The 22,977-nt window shown below is 70.1% G+C and carries 15 protein-coding genes and 1 pseudogene; 9 read left to right on the forward strand and 7 right to left on the reverse strand.

From position 1 onward, the window contains the following. Nucleotides 1–426 precede the first annotated feature (426 nt). Together K8638_RS45115 and K8638_RS04970 are read left to right on the forward strand one after the other, a co-directional pair. Nucleotides 427–966 (forward strand): annotated as a pseudogene (locus tag K8638_RS45115) (M48 family metalloprotease); the annotation flags it as partial. 331 nt (nucleotides 967–1,297) lie between these two features. Next, nucleotides 1,298–3,091 (forward strand): SLC13 family permease, encoded by a 1,794-nt coding sequence (locus tag K8638_RS04970; protein WP_223753238.1) that lies wholly within the window; start codon nucleotides 1,298–1,300, stop codon nucleotides 3,089–3,091. A 48-nt stretch (nucleotides 3,092–3,139) separates the two neighbouring features. On the opposite strand, the gene K8638_RS04975 is transcribed toward K8638_RS04970, so the two are convergent. Continuing rightward, nucleotides 3,140–3,538: a hypothetical protein gene (locus K8638_RS04975; protein WP_223753239.1), complete on the reverse strand. Its 399-nt coding sequence runs from the start codon at nucleotides 3,536–3,538 to the stop codon at nucleotides 3,140–3,142. 126 nt (nucleotides 3,539–3,664) lie between these two features. Here K8638_RS04975 and K8638_RS04980 point away from each other — a divergent pair, with 126 nt between their 5' ends. Next, nucleotides 3,665–4,120 carry an SMI1/KNR4 family protein gene (locus K8638_RS04980; RefSeq protein ID WP_370643921.1) on the forward strand — a complete coding sequence of 152 codons (456 nt, stop codon included), beginning with the start codon at nucleotides 3,665–3,667 and terminating at the stop codon, nucleotides 4,118–4,120. Between the two features lie 45 nt (nucleotides 4,121–4,165). Here the strand turns inward: K8638_RS04980 and K8638_RS04985 are convergent, their stop codons facing one another. From K8638_RS04985 to K8638_RS04995, 3 genes are read right to left on the reverse strand one after another with little or no spacing between them, the layout of a single operon-like run. Continuing rightward, on the reverse strand, nucleotides 4,166–4,963 hold the full coding sequence (locus tag K8638_RS04985; RefSeq protein WP_223753241.1) for a DUF4126 domain-containing protein: 798 nt from the start codon (nucleotides 4,961–4,963) through the stop codon (nucleotides 4,166–4,168). A 3-nt stretch (nucleotides 4,964–4,966) separates the two neighbouring features. Continuing rightward, complete coding sequence (locus tag K8638_RS04990; protein ID WP_223753242.1) at nucleotides 4,967–5,668, reverse strand: hypothetical protein; 702 nt, start codon at nucleotides 5,666–5,668, stop codon at nucleotides 4,967–4,969. A 54-nt stretch (nucleotides 5,669–5,722) separates the two neighbouring features. After that, nucleotides 5,723–6,646, reverse strand: a complete 924-nt coding sequence (locus K8638_RS04995; RefSeq protein WP_223753243.1) for an esterase-like activity of phytase family protein — start codon at nucleotides 6,644–6,646, stop codon at nucleotides 5,723–5,725. A gap of 228 nt (nucleotides 6,647–6,874) precedes the next feature. Between K8638_RS04995 and K8638_RS05000 the strand changes: the two genes are divergently transcribed. The 3 genes from K8638_RS05000 (at nucleotide 6,875) to K8638_RS05010 (ending at nucleotide 12,933) form a co-directional block, all read left to right on the forward strand. Beyond that, complete coding sequence (locus tag K8638_RS05000; RefSeq protein ID WP_223753244.1) at nucleotides 6,875–7,468, forward strand: GNAT family N-acetyltransferase; 594 nt, start codon at nucleotides 6,875–6,877, stop codon at nucleotides 7,466–7,468. A 223-nt stretch (nucleotides 7,469–7,691) separates the two neighbouring features. After that, entirely contained in the window at nucleotides 7,692–11,003 is a 3,312-nt protein-coding gene (locus tag K8638_RS05005; RefSeq protein ID WP_223753245.1) for a Dauer Up-regulated, read from the forward strand. Between the two features lie 142 nt (nucleotides 11,004–11,145). After that, the gene (locus tag K8638_RS05010; protein ID WP_223753246.1) at nucleotides 11,146–12,933 is read left to right on the forward strand and encodes a sigma 54-interacting transcriptional regulator; all 1,788 of its coding nucleotides are present in this window, start codon (nucleotides 11,146–11,148) and stop codon (nucleotides 12,931–12,933) included. Between the two features lie 10 nt (nucleotides 12,934–12,943). Here K8638_RS05010 and K8638_RS05015 read toward each other — a convergent pair whose 3' ends face one another. Continuing rightward, nucleotides 12,944–14,365, reverse strand: a complete 1,422-nt coding sequence (locus K8638_RS05015) for a hypothetical protein (protein ID WP_223753247.1) — start codon at nucleotides 14,363–14,365, stop codon at nucleotides 12,944–12,946. 490 nt (nucleotides 14,366–14,855) lie between these two features. On the opposite strand from K8638_RS05015, the gene K8638_RS05020 reads away from it, so the two are divergent. Further along, nucleotides 14,856–15,689, forward strand: a complete 834-nt coding sequence (locus K8638_RS05020) for a ThiF family adenylyltransferase (protein ID WP_223753248.1) — start codon at nucleotides 14,856–14,858, stop codon at nucleotides 15,687–15,689. On the opposite strand, the gene K8638_RS05025 is transcribed toward K8638_RS05020, so the two are convergent. Both K8638_RS05025 and K8638_RS05030 read right to left on the reverse strand, forming a co-directional pair. Continuing rightward, nucleotides 15,655–16,101, reverse strand: a complete 447-nt coding sequence (locus K8638_RS05025; protein WP_223753249.1) for a DofA protein — start codon at nucleotides 16,099–16,101, stop codon at nucleotides 15,655–15,657. The genes K8638_RS05020 and K8638_RS05025 overlap by 35 nt on opposite strands. 310 nt (nucleotides 16,102–16,411) lie before the next feature. Then, complete coding sequence (locus tag K8638_RS05030) at nucleotides 16,412–18,871, reverse strand: penicillin acylase family protein (RefSeq protein ID WP_223753250.1); 2,460 nt, start codon at nucleotides 18,869–18,871, stop codon at nucleotides 16,412–16,414. Nucleotides 18,872–19,092: 221 nt separating this feature from the next. On the opposite strand from K8638_RS05030, the gene pssA reads away from it, so the two are divergent. After that, on the forward strand, nucleotides 19,093–19,737 hold the full coding sequence (pssA, locus tag K8638_RS05035; protein ID WP_223753251.1) for a CDP-diacylglycerol--serine O-phosphatidyltransferase: 645 nt from the start codon (nucleotides 19,093–19,095) through the stop codon (nucleotides 19,735–19,737). Nucleotides 19,738–19,895: 158 nt separating this feature from the next. Further along, on the forward strand, nucleotides 19,896–22,862 hold the full coding sequence (locus tag K8638_RS05040; protein WP_223753252.1) for a choice-of-anchor D domain-containing protein: 2,967 nt from the start codon (nucleotides 19,896–19,898) through the stop codon (nucleotides 22,860–22,862). Nucleotides 22,863–22,977 lie beyond the last annotated feature (115 nt).

Genomic DNA, 22,977 nt, shown 5'->3' on the forward strand with positions numbered 1-22,977 from the left:
TCCCGGCTCCGCCGCCGCGAACCCGCACGGACGGGTTCGCTCGTCCTCGGGGCCCTGGGATGGGACGCGGCACGTTAGGCGTTCGCACATAGAGCCATGTGTTCCTCCGCCATCGCCACATCTCTGAGTCGTCATGGGCTCTCGAGGTCCGGGCGACAGGTGTGCATCGAGGCCGCGGCCTTTCTTGGAGACCGCGCCCACCGCTGAGTCGCGGGCGCGTCCGCCATCCACTCATGGCCCGTGAAGGCGCGGGCACGAGCATTTCCACAACCCCATCACCCGGAAAGGAGCAGGTCCATGTGGGCGCTGTCCGCCATTGCTTCGTTCGCGGCCCAGGTTCCCGGGCTGGCACTTGCCCCTGTAGGACTTCACGCGGTGGCGCTCTTCACCGCGCTGGCTGGACTCGTGTGTTGGTTCTACATGCGCATGGCCTCCTTCGTGGTCCGGCACCATGGCGCGCGCCGGCTCCACTTCGAGGAGGCTCCCCGGCTGCATGAGCTGGTGGCCCACCTCAGCATCGTCGCGAGGATTCCCTGTCCCCCCATCTACGTGGTGTGGCGCCCACAGCCGAATGCCTTCTCCCTCGGCTCGGGCCCCCGTGCTTCCTGCATCATCCTGACGAGCGCCGCCCTCGACGAGCTCGATGAGGTCGAGCTGTGCGCCATGGTCGCTCATGAGCTGGCGCATATCAGTCTCGGCCATACGCGCCGGGCCACGCTCGTGGCTGCGCTATCCACGGGGATGATGATGGCCGGGGCGCTGTGCGGACGACGCGGAGGCCGGCACGCGCGGGGCACCGCGGTGGCGAGACGGCAAGTGGCCACTTCCCGCGAGATGCTCGCGCGGCTGCATCGGCTGGGGGCTCCGCCAGGGCGGGACCTGGCCGCTGACAGAACCGCTGCCAGGCTGCTGGAGGACGCCCGGGGCCTCGCGGCCCTGCTGGCACGGCTCAAGGCGAGTGCCATCGGGAGCGGGCCGGCCTCGCTCTCCGAGGCGGGGACCCCCTACATGGCGCCCGCCGGGGAGGGGATTCCGGGGGCCTTCCTCGATGAGCGCATCCATCGGCTCCGGAGGATGGCCGCCGAGGAGCAGGCGCGGCGCGCGAAGGCCATCCTTCGCCGCTCGCGCCGTCACGGCTCCCGGCTCTCGCCACGTTCAGGCGCACTTCGGCGGCGAATGCTCGTTCGCCCACTGCCAGGAGGCCGCGTCGCGCGCCTGGAGGGGGAGGGCCAGCCGCCTCCCCAGGTTCGACGTTCGACCCACTGCTCCCACCCCGCATTCCCCCTACTCGACAGCCATGATGACGACAGTTGCCCTGGGCGTGGTGGTCATCGCCATCGTCCTCCTCTCCATCGAGCGCATTCCCATCGAGGTGAGCTCGCTTGCCATCGTCGTGTTGCTGGTGCTGAGCGGGCTCGTGACGCCGCCGGAGGCCCTCTCCGGGTTCTCGAGCGAGCCGGCCATCTTCATCTTCACGCTCCTGGCGCTGACGCAGGGGCTCGGTGCGACTGGTGTGATGCAGCTCGTGGGGCGGAGGCTGCTCTCCCTCTCGCGGTTCAACCCCCGGGCCTTCAGGGTCATGCTGCTGGTCGCCGTCGGCGTGTTCTCCTCCGTGGCCTCGAATACGGCGGTGACGGCGGCGTTCCTCCCCGTCGCGACCGCGGCGTCCTCCCAGGCGAGAGTGTCCTCGCGCGGGTTGTTGATGCCCATGGCGTTCAGCTCCATGTTGGGTGGCACCATCTTCCTGTTTGGCACGTCCACCAACCTCGTCGTCAGCGCGGCGATGGAGCAACGGGGGCTCGAGCGCATTGGCTTCGCCGAGCTCGCGCCGGTGGGACTCCTCCTCGCGGTTGCGGGAATCACCGCGACGTTGGTCCTCGTGCGGCGGCTCCTCCCCGAGCGCGGCGTGGAGACAGCCTCGAGGGCTTCGCCGCGCCGTGAATACGTGACGGAGGCGGTGCTCACTCCGGGCTCCCGCCTCGTGGGGCGAGAGCTTCGCTACCTCACCGAGGGGCTTGGCATCCCGGTGCGGGGAGTCGTGCGCGATGGCTCGCTGCGGCTCCCCGAGCCCCGGGATGTGCTCGGGCCACGGGAGCACCTCCTCATCGCTGGCGGCCTGGACGACATCCTGCGGGTGAAGGACCTGCGCAGCATCGGTCTGCGAGCCGATCTCCGGATTCCCGAGAGGCACCGCCAGGCGTATACCCTCATCGAGGTATCGGTGCCGCCGACGTCGGCCCTGGCCGGCAGGTCCTTGCGCGACATCCGCTTCGCGGAGCGCTACGGCCTCGTGGTGCTGGCCATCCACCGCCATCCCTCGCTCCTGGGCGGCCATCACCTGGGCTTGATGGGGAAGCTCTCCGGCGGTGAGGTCCTGAAGAACATCCCCCTTTCGGTGGGCGACATGCTGCTGCTGGGTGGGCCCGAGCGGCGTGCTCGCGAGCTCGCGCGGGACGAAGAGCTGACCGTGCTCGGCGGCATCGAGTATCAACGGCCGCGCTACCGGCGTGCCGTGCTCGCCGTGTGCATCTTTGCCTGCACGGTCGTTGTCGCGGGGCTGCGAATCACCTCACCGGCCATCGCGGGGCTGGCGGGGATGCTGGCGATGGTGGCGACGGGTTGTGTCGACGCACGCACGGCGTTCCGCGTGGATTGGCGGGTCGTCATCATGATTGGCGCGTTGCTGGCCCTGGGGGCGGCGGTGGAGAAGAGCGGCGTGGGAGAGCTTCTTGCCCGAGGCGTCATTCCCTTGATGGGAGCCGTGGGGCCACGAGGGGTGCTCTGCGTGCTCATGAGTGCCACCGTCCTGCTCTCCGTACCCATGAGCAACCAGGCCGCCGCGCTCATCATGCTTCCCGTCGGAATCCATGCCGCGGTGGACCTGGGGCTCGACCCGCGGACGTTCGCCATGGGGATATGCCTCGCCGCGTCGTGCTCGTTCCTCACCCCACTGGAGCCGTCCGCGGCCCTGGTGTACGGCCCCGGGCGCTATCGCTTCCGCGACTTCCTCCGCGTGGGGACACCCCTCACGGTGCTGATGCTCGCGCTGCTGACGCTCGCCGTGCCGCTCGCATGGCCGTTCACGGGGTGAGGCGGGGGGCCATGAGGCCGTGGTCCTGGTTCCCGCCAGGCCCACGAGCTACTCCGTGTCTGGAGGGTATTTCTTCATCAGCTCTTCCGGCAGGGGCGTCCGCAGGAGTGTCAACCCAGTTCCTTGTCGCATAGGTATGACCTGGAAGCCCTGGCCGGCGACCCTCACCAGTTCACCTTCCTGAGCCTTCCCGCTGGCAAGCCACGCGTCTGCTTCTTCTCTCGACGAGAACGTCTGGGAGACGGTGATGGAGTCAATGGCCGGGGTGTAGAACGAGCGGAAGAAATCACGGTAGTCGTCAAGCTTTCGGTTCTCGCGGATGTAGAGCAGCGCAACCGCGGCGATTCGGAGTGCCTCGTCCTCCTGTGAGCCTTCTTTGTATTTTTCGTTAATGATGCGCAAGGCGTCGAGAACCGAGTCAACGTCGAAGTCGGGGTTGTATTTCATTTGTGCATCCAGGTCAGAGGGCGAGGGGAGCCAATAAGGCCTACCCCATGTGCTACGGAGGCGATGCTCAGTGGAAGACCGTTGGACCTGGCTTGCCATACTCGGAACTAGCCATTCGCCATGTTGATGGAACAACTGTTGGTTGAAATCTCGCGCGCTCACTTCCCGAATGCGCCAGCACCCCCCGCCCAGGTTGCGGCGTTCGAGGAGCGGGTGGGGTGGACGCTCGACCCCGACTTGCGAGCGTTCTATCTGAACTGCGACGGAGCCACGCTGTTCCGGCCCCGACCGTACGCGAAATACCGCATCCTGCCGCTCGCGGAAGTCCAGCGTGCACGGGTCGTCATGCGAGGGGAGGATGATGATTCAATGGGTGCCGCGTCCTGGTACACCCTCCTGTACCTCCAGGACTCGGACTACGTACTGCTGGATGTGTCTCGGCAGCAGGATGGCCGCTACCCGTTGCTGGACGCTTTTCACGAGACATACCCGCTCGAGGTCCGGCAGATAGCCGCCTCGTTCAGGGAGTTCCTGGAGCGGGCGTTGAGTGGCGGCAATCGGTTGTTCTGGCTGGGCGAGTAGGCGAACCACCCACGCAGAAGGCTTCCTGGGTGCCAGCCGCGGGTATCAGCCCGCGCGGCGCGAAGTCTCTCCCGCGATTCCCTCCCGAACCTGCGCGTCCAGGCGGCGCCCTTCACCCGCCACCGAACCCAGCGCCCCGCGAACCGCATCCTGTGCCTTGCCCGCGAGCCGCAGGTCCAGCCTCACCGCCACGGGCACATCCGCCCGGCACTTCGGGCAGCGCGAGGCCTCCTGCCGGATGCGCGCACCGCACCCCGCCGGGCAGGCCCTCCGCGAGCGCGCCTCCATCCGGCGCGCCACCATGCTCGCCACCGCGCACCCCACGGTGAACACAATCACGAGTGTCAGCGCCAGCGGCGCCCACAGGATGGCCGCAGCCGCCACGCCCAGGCCGAAGAGGTCCTCCGTGCGCAGCAGCCACCGGTGCGGGTGGAGCAACTCATTCTCCAGTTGCGCCACATTCCCCTGCAGCCATTGCCGGAGCTGCAGCGTCCCCACCGCGATGCACGCGCCCACGACACCCACGGCCCAGGGAGGCATCTCGCCCGTCTGTACCCCCGCCGACGCCAGCGCCACCGTCGCGCCGCTCCCCGCGCTCAAGCCGAGCTGCGCCAGCCCCAGCAGCACGCGCAGGTCATTGTCCCGCTGCGTGAACATCTCGAAGGCCAGCAGGGCCACGAAGATGCCCATGGCCTCCGGAGTGGCCATCCACGCCATCTCCGGCGGCAGCGCCACGTAGTGAAACTGAGCGGCCAGCGCCACGAGCAGCAGACTTCCCCCTGCGCGAGTGCCGGACGCGCTGCTCAGCCCGATGAGCTGTGAAACGAGTGCGAAGGAAATCACGGCTCAGCCTCCCACCACCGGTCCGGCGAGGAACGTCTGGAGAACGCCAATCTTCTGGAACACCCACCACAGCAACATGGCCGCCGCGGTGGTGAAGGCCAGCAGCATCAGCAGGAACCCCACGAGCAGCGCCACCTCCCACTTCGCCAGCGGAATCCCCAGACCCTCGCGCTCCGTCTGCCACGACAGGTAGCGGCGCGCGAAGATGCCGGCGGCGGCGACCTGGCCCGCGCTCAGGGCCACCTTCGCCAGCGCGCCGAAGGCGGGGACGAACGTGAGCAGCTCGTGCGCGAGGATGGCCGCCGCCACGAAGCAGCCCGCCGCCAGCCGCAGCGTCAGGCGCGACACCATCCTCCGCTGCGGCGTGAGGAACTGGAGCGCCGGCCGGACAATCTTCACGCGAATCCACACCAGCGCGAGGATGAGCAGTACCGACGTGAGCAGCGGGAACCAACTCGCCGCCAGGGCCGCCGCTCCCACGGCAAGCACCGCCACCCAGAGGTGCGCCGAGGCGCGCTCGGAGGCCAGTTGGTGCAGCACCTCGCGATCGACGGGGCTCGGCAGGGTCCGCTCGCCGCACCGGGGGCACGGCTGTCCTCGCAGCGCGATGCCTCCCGGGATTCTCTCGGCGCAGCTTCGGCAACGGCCGCCCAGCAGCAACGCGAGCTCATGCTCCTCGCTGCCGGCGACCGCGGTGACACTCATCGTCAAGGCGATTTCCCCCTCATCGGCCCACCTCAGGGCCCCCGGAAGGCAAGGCTACTGGCGCGTGAAGGTGATGCCAATGGGCCGGACCAGCTCTCCCGTGGGCGGGACGAAGATGGCGCCGGTGTTACCGGAGGAGGGCAGGGGAGCGTTCGTGCGCCCATCGAACCGGAGGACGGCGCCGCGGAGGTCCCCGTCCTGGGCATTGTCGAAGCCCACCGTGTAGAGCCGGCCCTCGTCGTCGAACGTGAGGCCACCCAGGTTGTTTCCCGAGGGCACCGTGCCGGAGTAGTTCGTGGACAGGGTGGCCTCCAGCGCGCGGGTCTCCAGGTCATAGCGCCGGATGTCATTGGCGAAGTCGCTGACGAACAGGTCGCACGCGCCGCCCGTCTTTCCACAGTCCGGACCGAACGCGAGCCCGAGCAGGCTGACGTAGCCGAGCCCCGCGGGGGACAGCGCGGGCTGGTCGATGAAGACCTCGGACTCGCCCGTGGTGATGTCGAAGCGCAGCACCTGGCTGGGCAGTCCGGGGAACGTGGGCTGGCCATCCACCGCGACGGTGCCCTCGGTGGTGACATAGAGCTTGCCATCCGGCCCGAAGGCCAGCCCGTTGGGGCCGTTGAGCCCGCCCGGCTGTCCGTTCCCCGTGGCGAACACGTCGACGAAGCTCCCCGTCTCCGCTTCGAAGCGCAGGATGCGGTCCGTCAGGAAGCTGCTCACGTAGAGCCGGCCATCCGGCCCGAAGGCGAGGCCATAAGGACGCACCATTCCCCGCGCCACGGCGAACACGGTCTCGAACTCGCCCGTCTCTCCGTTGTAGCGGACCACCGCCGAGTTCTCCGCCGTGTCCCCGCTGGACACGAGCAGGTCCCCATCGGGGCCGAAGACCAGAGCATCCGGAGCGACGAGGCCGGCGGGGCCGTCGTCCGCGATGAAGTCACCGAGGAACTCGCCCGTCTCCGCGTCGAACCGCACCACGTTGTCAGCGCGTGTGTTTCCGACGAGCAGGACGCCGCGCCTGACGGGCGTCTTTGGCTCGTCGTCGTCGCAGCCCGGTGTGAAGGCCAGAATGCAGGCGGTCAGTACGGCGAGGGGGAAGCGGTAAACGGGGAGGCGGGGGGCTCGGTAATTCATGCGCCGCAAGATATGAGAGCGCGTGGCGGGCCAGGGAGTCGTATCCACCGCCAGATGCGCGGGCCCACACCCATGTACTTCCACCCCCTCCAGGTTCCACTCCGCGACGGCCGCTCCGCCGTCATCCGCGAGGCCACGCGCGAGGACTCCGCAGCCCTCTTCGAACTGGAGCGCGCCATTGTCCGGGCCCGTCAGGGCATCGTGAAGCACGAGGACGAGCTCCCCCCGGACGCGGCCACCTTCGCCGCGCAGCGCGAGCGCGCCGGGCTCATGAAGACGGACGGCTCGGCGTTCCCGCTGCTCGTGGAAGGGGAAGGGGGCGTCCTCCTGGGCGAGGCCTCCGTCCTGCGAATCGGCTACCGGATGCTGCGCCATGTGGGCGTGCTCGGCATCGGCGTGCACCCCTCGGCGCAGGGGCTGGGCGTGGGCCGCCTGCTGATGCGGCACCTGCTCCAGTGGGTGCGCTCACATCGGGACGGGGACGGGGGCCGGGTGCTGCGCGTGGAACTGTACGTGCGGGCCGACAACTCGCGCGCCATCGCCCTCTACCGCTCCATGGGCTTCACCCATGAGGGCTCGCGCCGGGCCTTCCTCCGCGCCGATGACGGCACACTCGTGGACGACCTGCTCATGGGACTGCTGCTGGCGGAGGCTGATGCGTCGTAGGTGCCGGAACGGACGTTCCGTTCCACGCCATCCTCCCGAGGGGCCATGCCCACTGTGAAACCGAAGCGCCACCCCCGGCGTACCTGCCGGCACGGGCGAGGGTGGAAAGCCACCCACGAAGCGCCGTTCCGGTGAGGCTGTAAGCAACCTGCCCCCGTCATCTTCCGAAAATCTGGGAGACCCGGCGTTCTGTGCCCGGAGTCCCAGGAATCAGGAGCGCATCATGTCCCGGCCCGTCGATAACAGTTCCGCTGAAGCCGCCCGCCGCGCCGCCGAGGCCGCCGCTCGTGCCGCCGCCGAGGCCGCCCGCCGCGCCGCCGAGGCCGCCGCCCGCCAGCAGCAGCAGGCCGCGAAGAGCGCGTCCCAGAATCAGGCCCGCCCGCAGGCCTTCACCAACGACCAGTTCTCCGCCCAGGCGGCCCGCCCGCAGGTGAACCTGAATGGTGCACCCGCGCCCACGAACGCCGCGCAGACTCGCGCCGCGGACGGCACCCCGGGCACGGAGGGGACTTCCCAGGCGCAGGGCAACAGTCCGCTGCCTCCGACGCCCGAGGAACTTCCCAAGCTCTTCCCCGAGCTGAAGGACAAGTCCAAGGAGGACCTCCAGAAGGCGTACGACGCGCTCACCAAGCTGGCCACCGGCTCCTTCTCGGAGAAGGCCACCGCACTGGGCGAGCTCTCCAAGCAGTTCCCGGAGACGGTGCCCAACGCCCTCGAGCGGCTGGGCCTGAAGGACAGCAAGCTGGCGAAGCTGGCCACCAACTCCGACGCACTGGGCGCGCTCGGCACGCTGAGCGACCCCGCCGCCTCCACGGTGGACAAGGCCAAGGCCGCCCTCACGCTGGCGAAGAGCGCCGGTGACATCTTCAAGCCCGAGGACCTCAAGGGCGTCCTCAACACCGCCCTCAACGGCCTGCCTGCGGCGGAGAAGCTCATCAACGCCGTGGCCACCTGGAGCGACCCGTCCAAGACGGGCCTGGACAAGGCCAAGGCCACGCTGGAGCTGGCCGGCGCGCTCAAGGAGTTCGCCGGGGCGGACTCCGCGAAGCTCGCCAACGACTTGCGCAAGCTGGACGGCACGCTGCGCGCCGCGGGCGCCGCCCTGACGCTGCTGGACCCGAGCGCCTCCATGCAGGACAAGGCGCTGGCCGCCGCGCAGCTCGCCGCGGAGATTCCGGACCTCCAGAAGGACATCAAGGCCTTCGCGGACCTGCTCAAGAGCGGGGGCCTCTCCCAGAAGCAGGCCACGGAGCTGGCGCAGCAGGGCGCCAACCTCGCCAACGTCGCGGTGAAGGGCCTGGACCCGGCGCTCGCCGCGAAGCTCACCCCCGCGCAGCTCCAGAAGCTGAACGACGTGGCCACGAAGCTGGGCGGCCCGGACAAGCTGGAGTCGGTGCTCAAGGGCATCACCGACCCGAAGGTGCTCGACGGTCTCGTGGGTCAGCTCGACACGCTGGACCCCGCCGCGGGCAAGCGCCTCGTCAGCGCGCTGGGCGGGCTGGAGCACGGCGTGCTGGCCAAGGCGCTGAGCGACCCGAAGATGGCGGAGCAGCTCGGCACGCTCGCCACCAAGCTGGATGACGAGGCCGCCGCCGTGGTGGCCAAGGCCATCAAGGAGTTCGACAGCGAGGCGCTCGGCTTCCTCCTCAAGCTGTCCGACGGCGCCGGGGCCGATGCCCTCAACACCAGCCTCAAGGGCCTGGGGCCCCTGCTGGAGAAGGGTGGCAGCAAGCTGCTGGCCCAGGGCCTCAAGGCGCTGGACGGAATGCTGGGCAAGCTCGGCGTGGAGATGGGCAAGGAGGTCGCCGAGAAGGTCTTCAAGAACCTCTCCAAGGCCATTCCCTTCCTCGGCGCCGTGCCCGGCGTCATCGACGCGGCGAAGTACGCCAACGAGTCCGTGCAGCTCCAGTCCAAGAACAAGGACCTGGGCTACTTCGCGCTCGTGGGCGCGCAGCTCAACGGCGCCGATGCCGTCGTGGGCACCCTCCTCGACTTCACCGGCGTGGGCGCCGCGGTGAATGCGGGCGTGGGCCTGGGCTTCGGCGTGGCGGAGCTGGCGTTCGACATCGCCTTCGAGGCCGAGAAGAAGAAGTTCGAGGCCGACCCGCAGGGCTACCAGGCCCCGGACTGGATGAAGGCCATCAACGTGGCCACCGCCGCCGCGCAGGGCCCGCAGGGCCTGGCCACGCTCGCCGCCTACTACGGGCCGGAGGAGGCCGCGAAGCTGGTGGAGTGGGGCGTGGAGAAGGGCGCCAAGGGCGCGGTGCAGCTCGCCGAGTGGGCGGGGGTCTCCGCCGCCGAGGCCACCGGTGACGGCCTCAAGACGGCCGCCGGCATCGTCCGCCAGCTCGCCGACGTCATCCGCAACCCCAGCAAGTACGGTGACGCCGTCGCGAAGAAGGCCCTCGAGACGTACAACGCCGTCATCGAGAAGGGCGGCCAGCTCGCGGACGAGGCGAAGAAGGTCCTCGCCGACGTCGTCGACAAGGCGAAGCAGGCCGGCCTCAAGGGGCTGGAGACGCTCAAGTGGATTGCCCAGAACCCCGGCCCCGCCGCGAAGCAGGCGCTGGACGGCATCAAGAGCCTCATCGACTCCGGCGTGGACTTCGCCAAGGAGACCGGCAAGGAGCTCTTCAAGAAGGCCGTGTCCACGCTGAACGAGCTGCAGGCCGGCTACGAGAAGCTCACCGGCGCGGCGAAGGAGAAGGCGAAGGAGCTCCTCGACAGCGCGAGGGCCGGGCTGTCCTCCGCCATCGACAGCGCGAAGCGGGCCGGTGAGAAGGGGCTGGAGCTGCTGACGTGGGCCGCCAAGAATCCCGGCCAGGTCGCGGACCTGGCGAAGAAGGCCCTCACCGACATCCTCGCGCAGGGCGGGGAGCTGGCGAAGAAGGCGTGGGACGGCATCCGCGGCCTGGGCGAACAGGGCAAGGCCATCGCCGAGAGCGTCATCAAGGGCCTGAAGGACGCCGGTGCCAAGGGCGTGGAGACGCTGCGCTACATCGCGGAGAACCCGGGCGCCGCCGCGCGCGAGGTGCGCGAGTGGGTGGGCCAGACGCTGTCCGACCTCGCGCGCAAGACGGGCGACGCCGCGAAGGCCGCCGCCACCGCCATCAAGGACTTCGTCGACCGCCGCGCGGACTGGGCGAAGAAGTTCGCGGTGGACCTGCTCAAGGACGGCGTGGCGTCCTTCAAGGAAGTGGCCCAGGCGTGGAAGGACAACCTCACCGAGGGCGGCAAGGAGCTGCTCTCCGCGCTCAAGGACCTGGGGGACGCCGGCGTGGACGCGCTGAAGGACCTGGCCAGCTACGGCGGGCAGCTCGCGGGCGAGGCCGTCAGCCACCTCAACAACCTCGCGCAGCAGGGCATCAGCGCCGCGAAGAGCGCGCTGGAGGGACTGCAGGCGCTGGGCGGAGAGGTGGGCCGCATCGCCGGCAACGCGCTCGACGCCATCGCGGACACCGCCACGGACATCGCCAGCGGCGAGGTCTCCGTCGGCGGCGTCACCATCGACTTCAACCCCTTCTACGACAAGTAGCGGTTGACGCGCGGGGGGCAGTCTTCCGGAAGCCTCGGCCCGTGAAGGCGCCCCTCACGCCGCGCACGAGTGATGGGTCCTGAATCCTCTTTCGCGGCAACTTCCCGCCCGAGCTTCAATCCTGAAGTAGAGTGCGTCACCCATGACGCGGCCTGTGTCCGCCTACGCCCCTCGAAGCGAGCGCAAGCCGTTGTACGTGAAGGTGGTGACGCAGCCCGCGCTCCATGGGTGCTGGGCCGTCAACATCAGCGCGACGGGCATTGGCCTCATCGCCACGCCGCGCGGTGCCTCGGAGGGGCCTCGCGAGGGCGAGGAGGTGGAGCTGTCCTTCTCGCTGCCCGACTCCGGGGAGCACGTCCGTGTGCGTGGGGACGTGCGGTGGCGGCATGAGGCGTCCGGGGCGGTGACGGCGCTGGGGGTGAGCTTCCGCGCCTTCGAGGGCTCCGACGGGGTGAAGCTGGCGCGCTACCTGGCGGCCTCGCACACCCAGGTGGTGGTGGCGTTCGCCAGCGAGTGGGAGGCGCACGCGGTGCGCGCCGCGCTGGAAGGGCAGGCCACACCGCACTTCGCCTCCAGCCCCAACGAGGTCCACGCGCTGCTGGCGCGAGGCGACGCCGCGGCGCTGCTGGTGTGCGGCCAGGACGAGGAGGAGGCCCTGGCGCTGGTGGAGTCGCTGGCCCGGCGCCGCGCGGAGGTGGACCTGTCCGGCGCGGGGCCGCCGAGCGACCTGGCCTCGCGCATCATCTACTGCGCGCCCGCCGCCCCCGAGCGGCTGGTGGCGCTCTTCAACACGGGCCGCATCTTCCGCGCGCTCGGGCCCGCGCCCTCGCCGGAGGCGGTGAGGCAGGCCGTCCTGCAGGCCGGCCGCGAGCATGGCGTGCGCACCGAGCAGTGGCGCATGGCGCTGGAGCTGGAGCGCAACCTGCTGCGCGAGCGGGCGCTGTCCCAGGCGCTGCCGGCGGCCCCGGGCGTCCGTGGCGAGGACGAGGTGGGCTTTCGCAGCGCGGCCATGCAGCGGGTGATGGAGCTGGTGCGCCTGGTGGCGCCCCACCGGGTGGCGGTGCTGCTGCAAGGGGAGACGGGCACCGGCAAGGAGGTGCTGGCGCGCATCCTCCACCGGCTCAGCGGGCGCGGGGACGTGTCGCTGGTGGTGCAGGACTGCGGCGCCCTGTCGGAGACGCTGCTGGAGAGCGAGCTGTTCGGCCACGTGAAGGGCGCCTTCACCGGCGCGGTGGCGGACCACCCGGGCCTCTTCGTCCTCGCCAACGGCGGCACCATCTTCCTGGACGAAATCGAGAACACCACCCCCAACCTCCAGGCGAAGCTGCTGCGCGTGCTGGAGACGGGGGACGTGCGGCCGGTGGGCGGCACCCAGGTGCGCCACGTGGACGTGCGCGTGGTGGCCGCCAGCAACAAGGACCTGGGCGAGGAGGTGCGCGCCGGGCGCTTCCGCGCGGACCTCTTCTACCGGCTCAACAGCTTCACCATCGACATCCCGCCCCTTCGCGAGCGGCCCGAGGACGTGCCGGAGCTGGCGCGCTTCTTCCTGGACCTGTTCAACCGCTCCCTCAAGCGCTCCGCCAGCGGCATCGCCCCGGACACGGAGGACGCGCTGCGCGCCTATGCGTGGCCGGGCAACGTGCGCGAATTGCGCAACGTCATGGAGCGCGCCGTGCTCCTGTCCCGCCCCGGTGAGGTGGTGACGCGGCGGCTGTTGCCCCCGGTGCTGAGCGCCACCGTGCCGACGCGCAACGAGCTCGCCAGTGACGGCTCGCTGCGCGCGAGGCTGGAGCGCGTGGAGCGCGACCTCATCCGCGAGGCGCTGGAGCGCCATGGCGGCGTGCTGCGGCGCGCGGCCGTGGCGCTGGGCATGGACCCGGTGACGCTGGGCCGCCGGGCCCGGCGCCACGGCCTGTGGAAGGCGGATTAGTTCCGCGGACTCAGTGGGCGCGCACCCACTGGAGCAGCGGCGTCCAGACGCGCTCCCTCGCGTCGTCCGCGAGGAACAGGTCCGCGTGGCCGTAGTCCAGCGCGCGGTACTCCTCCGGCAGCGTGCGGGCGGTGAGCACGGTGACGTCCTGGCTGCCCAGCAGTGACACGCTGTGCTCGCCGTAGCGGCCCATGCCGCCCGCGGCGCCCACGTACAGCACCGGCACCTTCACCTCGGAGAGGTGGTCGTCATAGGGGACTTCCAGGCCGCACAGCCACGCCTCCGTCTCCACCACCTCGTTGAGGCTCTGGTACGGCGCGCTGCGCTGCGCGTACTCGTACAGGTAGCCCTCGTGCGAGATGAAGGCCAGGCCTGCCGGCAGCCCCGTGGCGTCCAGCGTTCCGCCCATCAGGTGATAGCCCGGGGTGATGGCCTTGAGCGGCGCCAGCAGCGCGCCCGTGGCCGCGGCGGAGACGATGGCCACCCGCCGGTTGGTGGGCCGGCCGGTGCCGGGGCCGAACACGTCATCCGGCACGAGCTCGGACGGCGCGTCCGGCGCCAGCGTGGCAGCCTGGCCGATGGCCTGGAGCATGATTCCCGGAGCGGGCCCCAGCAGGCCTCCCTCCACGCGGCCCTCGGCCCTGTCCGCGTTCAGCACGGCGTGGCGCTCGCAGGCCTCGGCCCGCCGCTCCACCTCGTCCGGCGCGTACTGCACCACCATGTCCACGGGGATGAAGCCGTCCACCTGGCGCAGCCCGCGCGGCAGGCGCGTCTCCTGGTTCAGGTACGCGTAGCCAATCGCCGCGCCCCGGCTCCAGCCCAGCAGGTGCATGGAGCCGCGCGCGCTGCCCGTCATCGCGCGCACCACCCGCGCCAGCCGCAGGCCCGTGCCCACGTCCGCCGCGTGCGTGCCCAGCGTCCAGTCCTTCATGAACGAGAAGTCCTGCGTCCCCGCCGGCACGCCCACCCACCGCAGGTCGATGCCCCACACGTCCACGCCCTCCTGGGCCAGGAACACGCCCAGCGAGCGGTCCGCCGGCACATGCGCCGAGCCCACGCTGGAGAGGAAGGCCGCCTCGAAGCCCCAGCCGTCGCCGTGCACCATGAACACCGCCCGGCTCGTGCGAGACGGCCGCCCCGGCGCGCGCTCACGCACCACGCGGTGGAGGGTGACGACGTCGTGCTCGCCCGCGCCCACCCGCACCGGGATTCGATAGTGCGCCAGGTCACCCATGAGCGGCTCTCGCTCGGCGAAGCGCAGCGCGGCGCGGCCCGCGGTGTCGCCGCCACCCGTGTCGCCGCCCACCCACGTGACGCCGTTCAGCGTGGCCTCGGGCGAGACGGTCTGCCGCGGCTCCTCCACGGAGACCGCACCACCCTCGCAACCGAGCAGGCCGACCAGCGAGACGCACAGAATCAACCAGGAACGCATACAGAGACCTCGAACCAGCGGAAGGGGTTGGGGGGAGCCGCGTACCGCCGGCCCAGGACTCCCCCTGCCGTGTCGCCCCTTGAGCAGAATCCAAGCCACCCCCCAAACGCTTGGATTCCCTGGAGTACCGCCCAGACAGGAGCTTCACGTGTGAAGCGCACTGTGGATCGAACCTCTGACATGCCCTGCCAGGTGCGGGACTTCCGTGCCTGCTTCAGCACTGAAGCGGGTACGTCACCGGTGCGGCATCTCCGCGCGTGGGCGGAGCGGCCAACAGGGCATGAGAGGTGGGGTCGACGGGCGTTATCCACTAAACACAGGAGGCAGGATCCAGCAAGAGCCGTTCAGTCCCGAAGGGCTGGATACCTGCCTGGGTCCTGACAGCACCGGGGAACGGGAAGGGGTGCTGAACACACGGGTCACCGCCGCCCTCGCCACGCTCGGGGGCGAGGGCGCACATGGAGACGCACCCCTCTATCCGGGAGGCCCCATGGTGGAACCACGCTTCCAGCGAAACCTCGGAGTCATCGGTCCCCAAACGATGGAGCGTCTGTCACGCACGCACGTGCTCGTCGCGGGCGTGGGCGGCGCGGGCGGCCAGTGCGCGGTGGATCTGGCGCGGCTGGGTTTCGGGTGCCTCACGCTGGCGGACTTCGACACGTACGAGCGGCACAACATGAACCGGCAGGCGGGCTGCTTCGAGAGCACGCTGGGTCAGCCGAAGGTGGAGGTGGTGGGGCGGATGTGCCTGGACATCCACCCGGACCTGCGGCTGCGGAAGGTGCCGGAGGGAATCACGGCCGCCAACGTGGGGGCGGTGCTCGCGGGCGGCGGGGGCCTGCCTCCGGTGGACTTCGTGGTGGAGGTCATCGACATCGCGGGGGCGCGGGCCAAGCAGGCGCTCCACCGCGCGTGCCGCGAGCGCGGCGTGCCGGTGATGACGGGGCTGATGCTGGGCTTCGGCGCGGCGCTCCACGTCTTCCAGCCGGACGCGCCGCTGTACGAGCAGCTCTACATCCTTCCGGACGGCCGCATCGACCTGCCCGCCATCATCCCCCACCTGGGCAGCTACATGCTCCAGGAGTACATGGACGCGTGCTACCAGGGCCTCGGGCACGCGCCCACCTGCGTCGTGGGCGCCACCACCGCGGCGGGGATGATGGTGAGCGAGCTGATGCGCGGGGTGATGCTCGGCCCCCGCGCCATGGTGTCCTGGCCGGAGTACCTCTACGTGGACCTCTTCGACCACCGCTACGTCCGGGCGTCGCTTCCACCCGCGCGTGCCCGGCTCACACCACGCCGCGTGAGCGCGCCTCCTGGATGACCTTCACCCCGTCCACGCCCAGGCGCTTGCTGAGGTACGGCGCCACCAGGTCCGCGTGCTTGTGCACGTGGTGGTAGGTCTCGTCATACGTGCGCGTCACCAGGTTGATGCCGGAGATGATGACGCGCTGGAGGTTGTACTGCAGGTCATTGCCCTCGACGATGGCGTGAATCTCCGAGAAGAGGGGCCGCGCGTCGGACTGGAGGTTGGACAGGTTGCGCCGCTGCTCCGTGTTGGGCACGGAGGACCTGGGAGACAGGCTCGCCACCAGCACCATCGGAGGCTTGAGCTGCTCGTACGCGCCCTTCATCTGGCCGAGCACGGCCTGGGTCTCCTCCAGCGTGGGAGGCGCCTCCCAACGGAGGAAGAAGACCCTGTCGATGAGGGCTGTCTTGAAGACCGGAGTTGCCATGGTGTCGCACTGCTCCTTCGCTAGACCGGGAGTTCCCGGTACCCCTCTCGCCGGGGAACGGACGAAGGGCCCCCGGCGGTCTGGGCGCGAATCGTGCGCGCCATTCCAGTGAACGGAATCGGACCTGGAGGCCGGCATCTCCGGCAGGACACAGTACGCGTCCACTGGAGGACGGAGGGCCGCGAGCGCGAAGGGGCTCGAGCGGGCTCCGGTGCGGACCCCGGGTCCGAGGCGGGTGTGTGCCTCGGGCCCCGGGCCATTGCTTCAGGTGGAGGCCCCTCTCACGAAGGAGAGGGGCCCCGGGGCGGCGTCAGTCGCCGGAGAGGGTCTGCTCCTCGGCGGGCGCGGCGGCGACCTCCGCCTCCGAGAAGAGGATGGGGCGCCACTGCTTCTGGGAGAACAGCCGCGTCTGGTCCGCGAAGTACGGGGAGGCCGGGTCGCTGGACTGGCTGTAGGTGAGCACCGCGCGGCCCTTCGGCCCGTTCTCGGTGAACTCCATGGCCATGATGAAGCTGCTGCCGTTGTTGATGACGTAGCCCTTGTCGGTCAGGCCCGTGCGGGTGTTGACGTACCGGCCCTGCGGGGCGGTGAAGTCGGCCACGGCGGTGGTGGACTTGAAGGTGCCGTAGCTGACGACGTTCGCCGTGCCGTCCGTGAGCATGCCGCCGTGGATGGGAATCTTCTCGCCGGCGACGCGCGGGGTGTACTGCACGTCACCCAGCCGGCTGTTCACCGGGATGCCCGCCTCGTTCAGCAGGCCCGTGGCCATCGCGAGGCGCGTCAGCACCAGGTCGTCGCCGGAGGCCGGCGGCGGGGCCAGCGTGTTGGGCGTGGCAATGGGGTCGTTCGGGTCGAAGTGATTCGCGTAGAGCGTCCCACCGTTGGTGTGCGTGCCGGCCGGAGCGGTGCCGGCGAACTCACGCCACACCACGGCGCCCACGCTGTTGATGTCGTAGCGCTGGTCCCACCCTGCGAGCGCCTCACACGCCGGCTGGATGTTCACCGTGACAGTCTCGGGGACTCCGTTGACCGTCCGCTGGTAGCTCGCCGTCGTCTTGCCCTGGCAGCGCTGGACCACCGCCGTGTGCAGCAGCTCCGCCGTCATGCCGCGGTTGCTGAGGATGGCGTTCTCCAGCTCGGCCTGGGTGAACTTGCCGTCCGCGCCGGACGCGCCGTCCTCGCGGACCTCCATGAGCAGCGTCGCGTTCATGCGCGTGCGCGGGCTCTGCCCCGTCCTCTCGAAGCCGTGCATGGGCGAGAAGCCCGTCAGCGGCTGGAGGGGGTTGGCCAGCCAGTAGCTGTCGTTGGCGTTGAAGACGAAGTCGGTGCGGTCCAGCTGGGGCACCTTGCTGAACGGAACGATGCCCGGCCTGGGGGCGCCGGCCTCATCCTGCCACTCGTTCACCTTCTTGCTGCCGTCCAGCAGCACCACGCCCTGGGTATTCCAGAAGGCGGCGATCTGCGGGTCCGTCCCGGTGATGGCGTCGCGCCAGGCGGCGATGGCCTCGGGCAGCAGGTTGGGGGTGGGCGTGGCGTCCGTGTACCAGGTGTTGCCCTCCTTGTCGGCCGCCATGGTGTTCACCCAGGGGATGCCCTGGACGTTCGCGTAGACGTCCTTGAACTCCTTGAAGCTGCGCGACTTGTCCATGCCCACGAACTGGGCCACCAGCGCGGTGTTGTCGATGTTCGCGTCACGGAGGCTGTACGCGAACTGCGTGGTCCAGTCCGCGCTGCCCGGGATGGCGATGATGGGGCCGTAGTGGCTGGTGTACATCTTCCGGGTGACGTTGGTCACCGAGCCCTCGGGCAGCTTCACGAGGATGGTGATGTTGTGCTCCGTCATCTGTCGCTCCTGGTTCTCGTACCAGTACGACGTCGGCTTGCCGTCCACGAGCGGCAGCCGGTACAGCGTCATGCGCTGGCCGAAGGAGAAGGTGTGCGTCCACGCCACGTTCTCGTTGAAGCCGATGAGCACCGCGGGCACGCCCAGCAGGCCCACGCCGTACACGTTCAGCTCGCCCGGCACGGTGAGCTGGCTCTCCCAGAGCTTCAGCTCTCCCTCCCAGGGGAAGTGCGGGTTTGCCACCACCATGCCGCGGCCGCCGGCGGACTTGTCCTTGCCCAGGGCCCAGCCGTTGCTGCCCACCTGGTGCGCTTCGGGGCGCTCGAACTTGAAGCTGCCCGGCGCGGGGCGGCCCACGGTGCCGCCGCTCACCGTGGGCGGCTGGGCCGCGGCGATGGCCAGGATGAGCTGGTAGCTGCTGGCCGCCAGGCCCACGCTGATGTGGTACGCCAGCAGGTCCGTCTCGGTGATGGGCTTCACCCAGTCCGCGCCCTTGCACGGCTGGGGCAGGTTGGCCGCCGGCGTCTCCGACAGGTAGCGGTTGAAGCCCGCGACGTAGCCCTTGATCAGCGCCTGCACGTCCGCCGGCTGCTTGCCGAAGCTGGCCTGGGCGCGCCCGGGCAGGTCCAGCAGGCGGTACGCGAAGTCACTGGCCGCGATGAGGCTGCCGTTGCCCTGGCCCAGGTAGCGCGCGCGCTCGCCGCGCACCTTGAGGATCTGCTCCGACAGGATGCAGACGTGGTCCTGGGCGAAGGCATAACCCTGGCCGTACCCCAGGCTGCCCATGTCCTTGGCCTTGATGTGCGGAATGCCGTGCGCCGTGCGGCGGATGGTCGCCTCGTAGGTGGGCGTCGGGGTCGGCTGCGGCGGGGGCGGATCCTCATCGTCGCCACACGCCGTGGCCACTGCCAGGCTGAGCCCGGCCATAAGGGAAAGTTGCCAACGGGTGCGCCGAGGGTCCGGGCGCACTCTCTGCGGAGAAGAAGCAGGGTGGGTCGAGTGCATAAGTTGGGCAGCGTACGGACGGGTTGATTCCAACGTCAAAAGTTTTCCGGGAATGAACTTTTTCCCACCCCAGCGTACCAGACGTGACTGACCGGAACGAGGCTACGGGCAGTGAAGACACGGTGTGCTAGGAGAGCGTGGATATGACGACCGAGCAGCCTCGTGCCCGCCGTCCGCGCCGCCACTTCTCGATGATTCGCACGTTCGTGCTCGCCGACTTCGTCACGCTCGGCAACGGCTTCGCGGGGGCGGGGGCCATCCTCTCCGCGATGCAGTACCTGGCCTCGGGGGAGCGGCAATGGCTGTGGGTGGCCTTCGGGCTGATGCCGCTGGCGCTGCTCCTGGACTTCATGGACGGGCGCATCGCCCGGTGGCGCTTCAAGAAGTCGCCCCTGGGGGCGGACCTGGACTCGCTGGCGGACGTCATCTCCTTCGGCATGGCGCCGGCGGCGCTGGCCTTCGCGGTGGGGATGCGGGGGGCGCTGGACGTGGCGGTGCTCCTCTACTTCGTCGCGTGCGGCATCAGCCGGCTGGCGCGCTTCAACGTCACCTCCGCGGAGATGGCGGACGAGACGGGGAAGGTGAAGTACTTCGAGGGCACCCCCATTCCCACCAGCCTCGCGCTCGTCATGGTGCTGGCGGTGGCCACCTGGAATGATCGCATCGGCGAGAACCTGCTCGGCGGGGCGTGGGAATTGGGGCCGGTGACGCTGCATCCGCTCGTGCTGCTGTACGCCGCGAGCGGCAGCGCGATGATCAGCAAGACACTGCGCATCCCGAAAATCTGAAAGCGGACAGGGCCCGCCCCCGGGTCCCCGGTTTTCCCATCCGTGGGTGGTTGCCCGCCCCGGAGTGGGTGCCTAGCTTCGCCACCGAACCGTCCGGTCTCCTCCCCGTGGGGTGAGTGGCGGACACGGGCGATGGGTGTGGGGAAGGGGTGGGAGCCATGACGGGGCGCTGGGGCTTGCTGGCCCTCGCGGTGGTGGGGCTGCTGGCCGGGTGTGCGGACCGGGAGCGTTCGGCGCTCGCGGACGGGCGGCTGACGGCCACTCCTGGCGGGGTGGACTTCCAGAAGGTCGCCATCTTCGACGCGCGCGAGGCGGAGGTGACGCTGCGCAACGTGGGCCGCGCGCGCATCAACGTGAATGAAGTGTGGGTGGAGGGGCCGGAGGGCGCCTACCTCGCGGACTTCACGCAGGCGGGGCCGCACGGCCTTGCGCCGGGGAACGCGTCCACGCTGCGCGTGCGCTTCGCTCCGCCCAAGCCGGGGGCGCTGCCCGCCATGCTGGTGGTGCGCTCGGACACGCGCCTCGAGCCCGTGCTGAAGATTCCGCTGAGCGGCACGGGCGTGGCGGCGTGGGCGGAGGTGTCGCCGCGGCGGCTGGACTTCGGCCGCATCGAGGCGGAGTCCTCCAAGACGCTGTCGCTCACCCTGGAGAACACCTCGGAGATGCCGGTGGTGGTGACGCCGCGGTGGGTGGGCGCGGACCGTGACGAGTTCAGCGCGGAGCCGGTGACGCTGGCGGCGGGGGAGCGCAGGGACGTCTCCGTGACGTTCAGCCCGGTGCGCGTGGGCCGCAAGCAGGTGGCGCTGGCGGTGGCGCCCTGCCGCGGCTGCGCGGACGTGCCGGTGCTGGTGGCCGCCGAGGCATTGGACAGGGCGGTGGTGGCCGAGCCGGAGGTGGTGGACTTCGGCGCGGTGCCGGTGGACCGCGAGTCCTACCGCGAGTCGCGCATCCGCAACATCAGCACCGAGCCGGTGACGGTGACTCGGCTGACGCTGGAGGGCAAGGACGCGTCCTTCAGCCAGAACAACCCGGGCTTCCCGCTGGTGCTCCAGCCCGGCGAGGTGCGCGGCTTCCAGCTGCGCTACAGCCCGGACCACCAGGGCCCCGCGCGGGACACCGCGCTGTACCACGTGGAGAGCCGGCGCCACCCCACGCTGCCCGTGGGCCTGCGGGGCTACGGCGGCGCGGCGGAGCTGTGCGTGTCGCCGCTTTCATATGACTTCGGAAAGCAGCCGCTGGGCTCGAAGACGCGCGTCATCGTCAACGTGAAGAACTGCGGCTCGTCCAACGCGGGCGCGCTCACGCTCCAGACGCTGCAGTGGCAGCCGTCGCCCGGCGGCCCCTTGCAGTTCAACCACGCGCCGCTGGCCATGCCGCACGTGCTCCAGCCGGGGGCGGAGGTCAACATCGAGGTGTTCTACGAGCCCACGCGCGTGGGCCCGGCGTCGGGCTCGCTGGTGATGACCACCAACGCCTTCTCCGCGTCCTCGGTGCAGATGGACTTCCTCGGCCAGGCCGAGCAGCACGCCCCGTGCAACCTCGTCGTCACGCCGCTGGCGCTGGACTTCGGCACGGTGCCGCCGGCGCAGGGCGCGGTGCTGGGCGTGAAGCTGGAGAACCGGGGCACGGACCTGTGCCCGGTGAAGAACATCCAGCTGCGTGACGACGGAGGCGGCGTGTTCGGCATGCCGGGTGGCGCGCTGTACGGCGGCATCATGTACCCGGGGGACTGGTTCAGCTTCCAGGTGTCCTTCATCGCGCCCCCGAGGGGCGGCAGCTTCACCGGCCTGCTGCAGGTGGAGCAGATGGAGCCGGCCAACCCGTTCATCCTGGTGCCGCTGCGGGCGAACTCGCAGGCGGCGTGCCTGGTGGCCTCGCGCCGCTACCTGGACTGGGGCGTGGCGCGCCGCGACTGCCCGCCCGAGCCGATGGAGGTGAACTTCCTCAACGCGTGCACCGCGCCGGTGACGGTGGACAACATCTGGATTGGCCCCGGCACCACGGACTCCGAGTTCGCGCTCCAGAGCGTGCCGGCCCCCATTCCCTTCACCGTGCAGCCCAACCAGGGCTTCACGGTGGGCGTGGAGTACTTCGCGCAGGTCTACGGCATGAACCTGTCGCCGCTGTTCGTGGGCTCGAGCGACTTGCCGGCGCCGCTGCTGGTGCCGCTCATCGGCGAGTCCTCCAAGCGGGTGGAGAAGACGGACACCTTCGTCCAGCAGGACGTGAGCAAGGTGGACGTCCTCTTCGTGGTGGACAACACGGACTCCATGGCGGTGGAGCAGACGCGGCTGGTGGAGGCCGTCCCCACCTTCGTGGACACGGCGCTGGAGAAGAACGTCAACCTGCACGTGGCCGTCACCACCACCGGCATCCAGCCCGCGCCGCAGCCCAACCCGGCGGATGACTGTCCCGGCGGGGCGCTGGGCGGGGAGGCGGGCCGCTTCTTCCCGGCGGACAACACCTTCAACCGCATCCTGACCAGCGGCATGCCGGACCTGGTGGCGCAGCTCCAGCGCAACGTGCAGGTGGGCAAGTGCGCGGAGGTGGAGGAGGGCTTCGAGGCCATGCGCCGCGCGCTGTCGCGGCCGCTGGTGAACAACGCGGACGACGCGCGCACCCGCCTGCCGCGCGACGGCAACCTCGGCTTCCTGCGCGACGAGGCCGCGCTGGTGGTGCTCTTCGTGAGCGACGAGGACGACCACTCGCCGGACGCGGTGGAGACGTACGTGCAGTGGGCCCAGCAGCTCAAGGGCGTCAACCAGCCGCAGCGCGCCACGTTCTACGCCATCGCTCCCCCGGAGGACGGCTGCGACACGGCGGGCGGCGCGGGCACGCGCTACGCGGAGGCCACGGCCCGCACCGGCGGCGAGGTGGTCAGCGTGTGCGCCCCGGACTACCGGCCCCTGCTGCGCGCGGTGGCGGACAAGGCCTTCTCCGCGCAGACGCGCTTCCCGCTCAGCGAGCTGCCCGAGCCGGGCTCCCTCGTGGTGTCGGTGAATGGCGCTCCGGTGACGTCGGGCTGGAGCTACGACGGCCCGAGCAACAGCGTCGTCTTCTCCAACGTGCCGGGCCCGGGCTCGCGCATCTCCATCACCTACCGGCGCTCGTGCGCCGCGCTGTAGGGCGGGCGGACAGGCAGCGGGTGTGATCCAGCCGAAGGACCCGCCATCCGGCCCTCGACGTTCGTGTCAGCCCCCGGTGCTACAGGTCTGCACCTGGCTGTGCGAATGACCAGAA

It is taken from the genome of Myxococcus sp. RHSTA-1-4, assembly GCF_020037125.1.
In the GTDB taxonomy this organism is placed as follows: domain Bacteria; phylum Myxococcota; class Myxococcia; order Myxococcales; family Myxococcaceae; genus Myxococcus.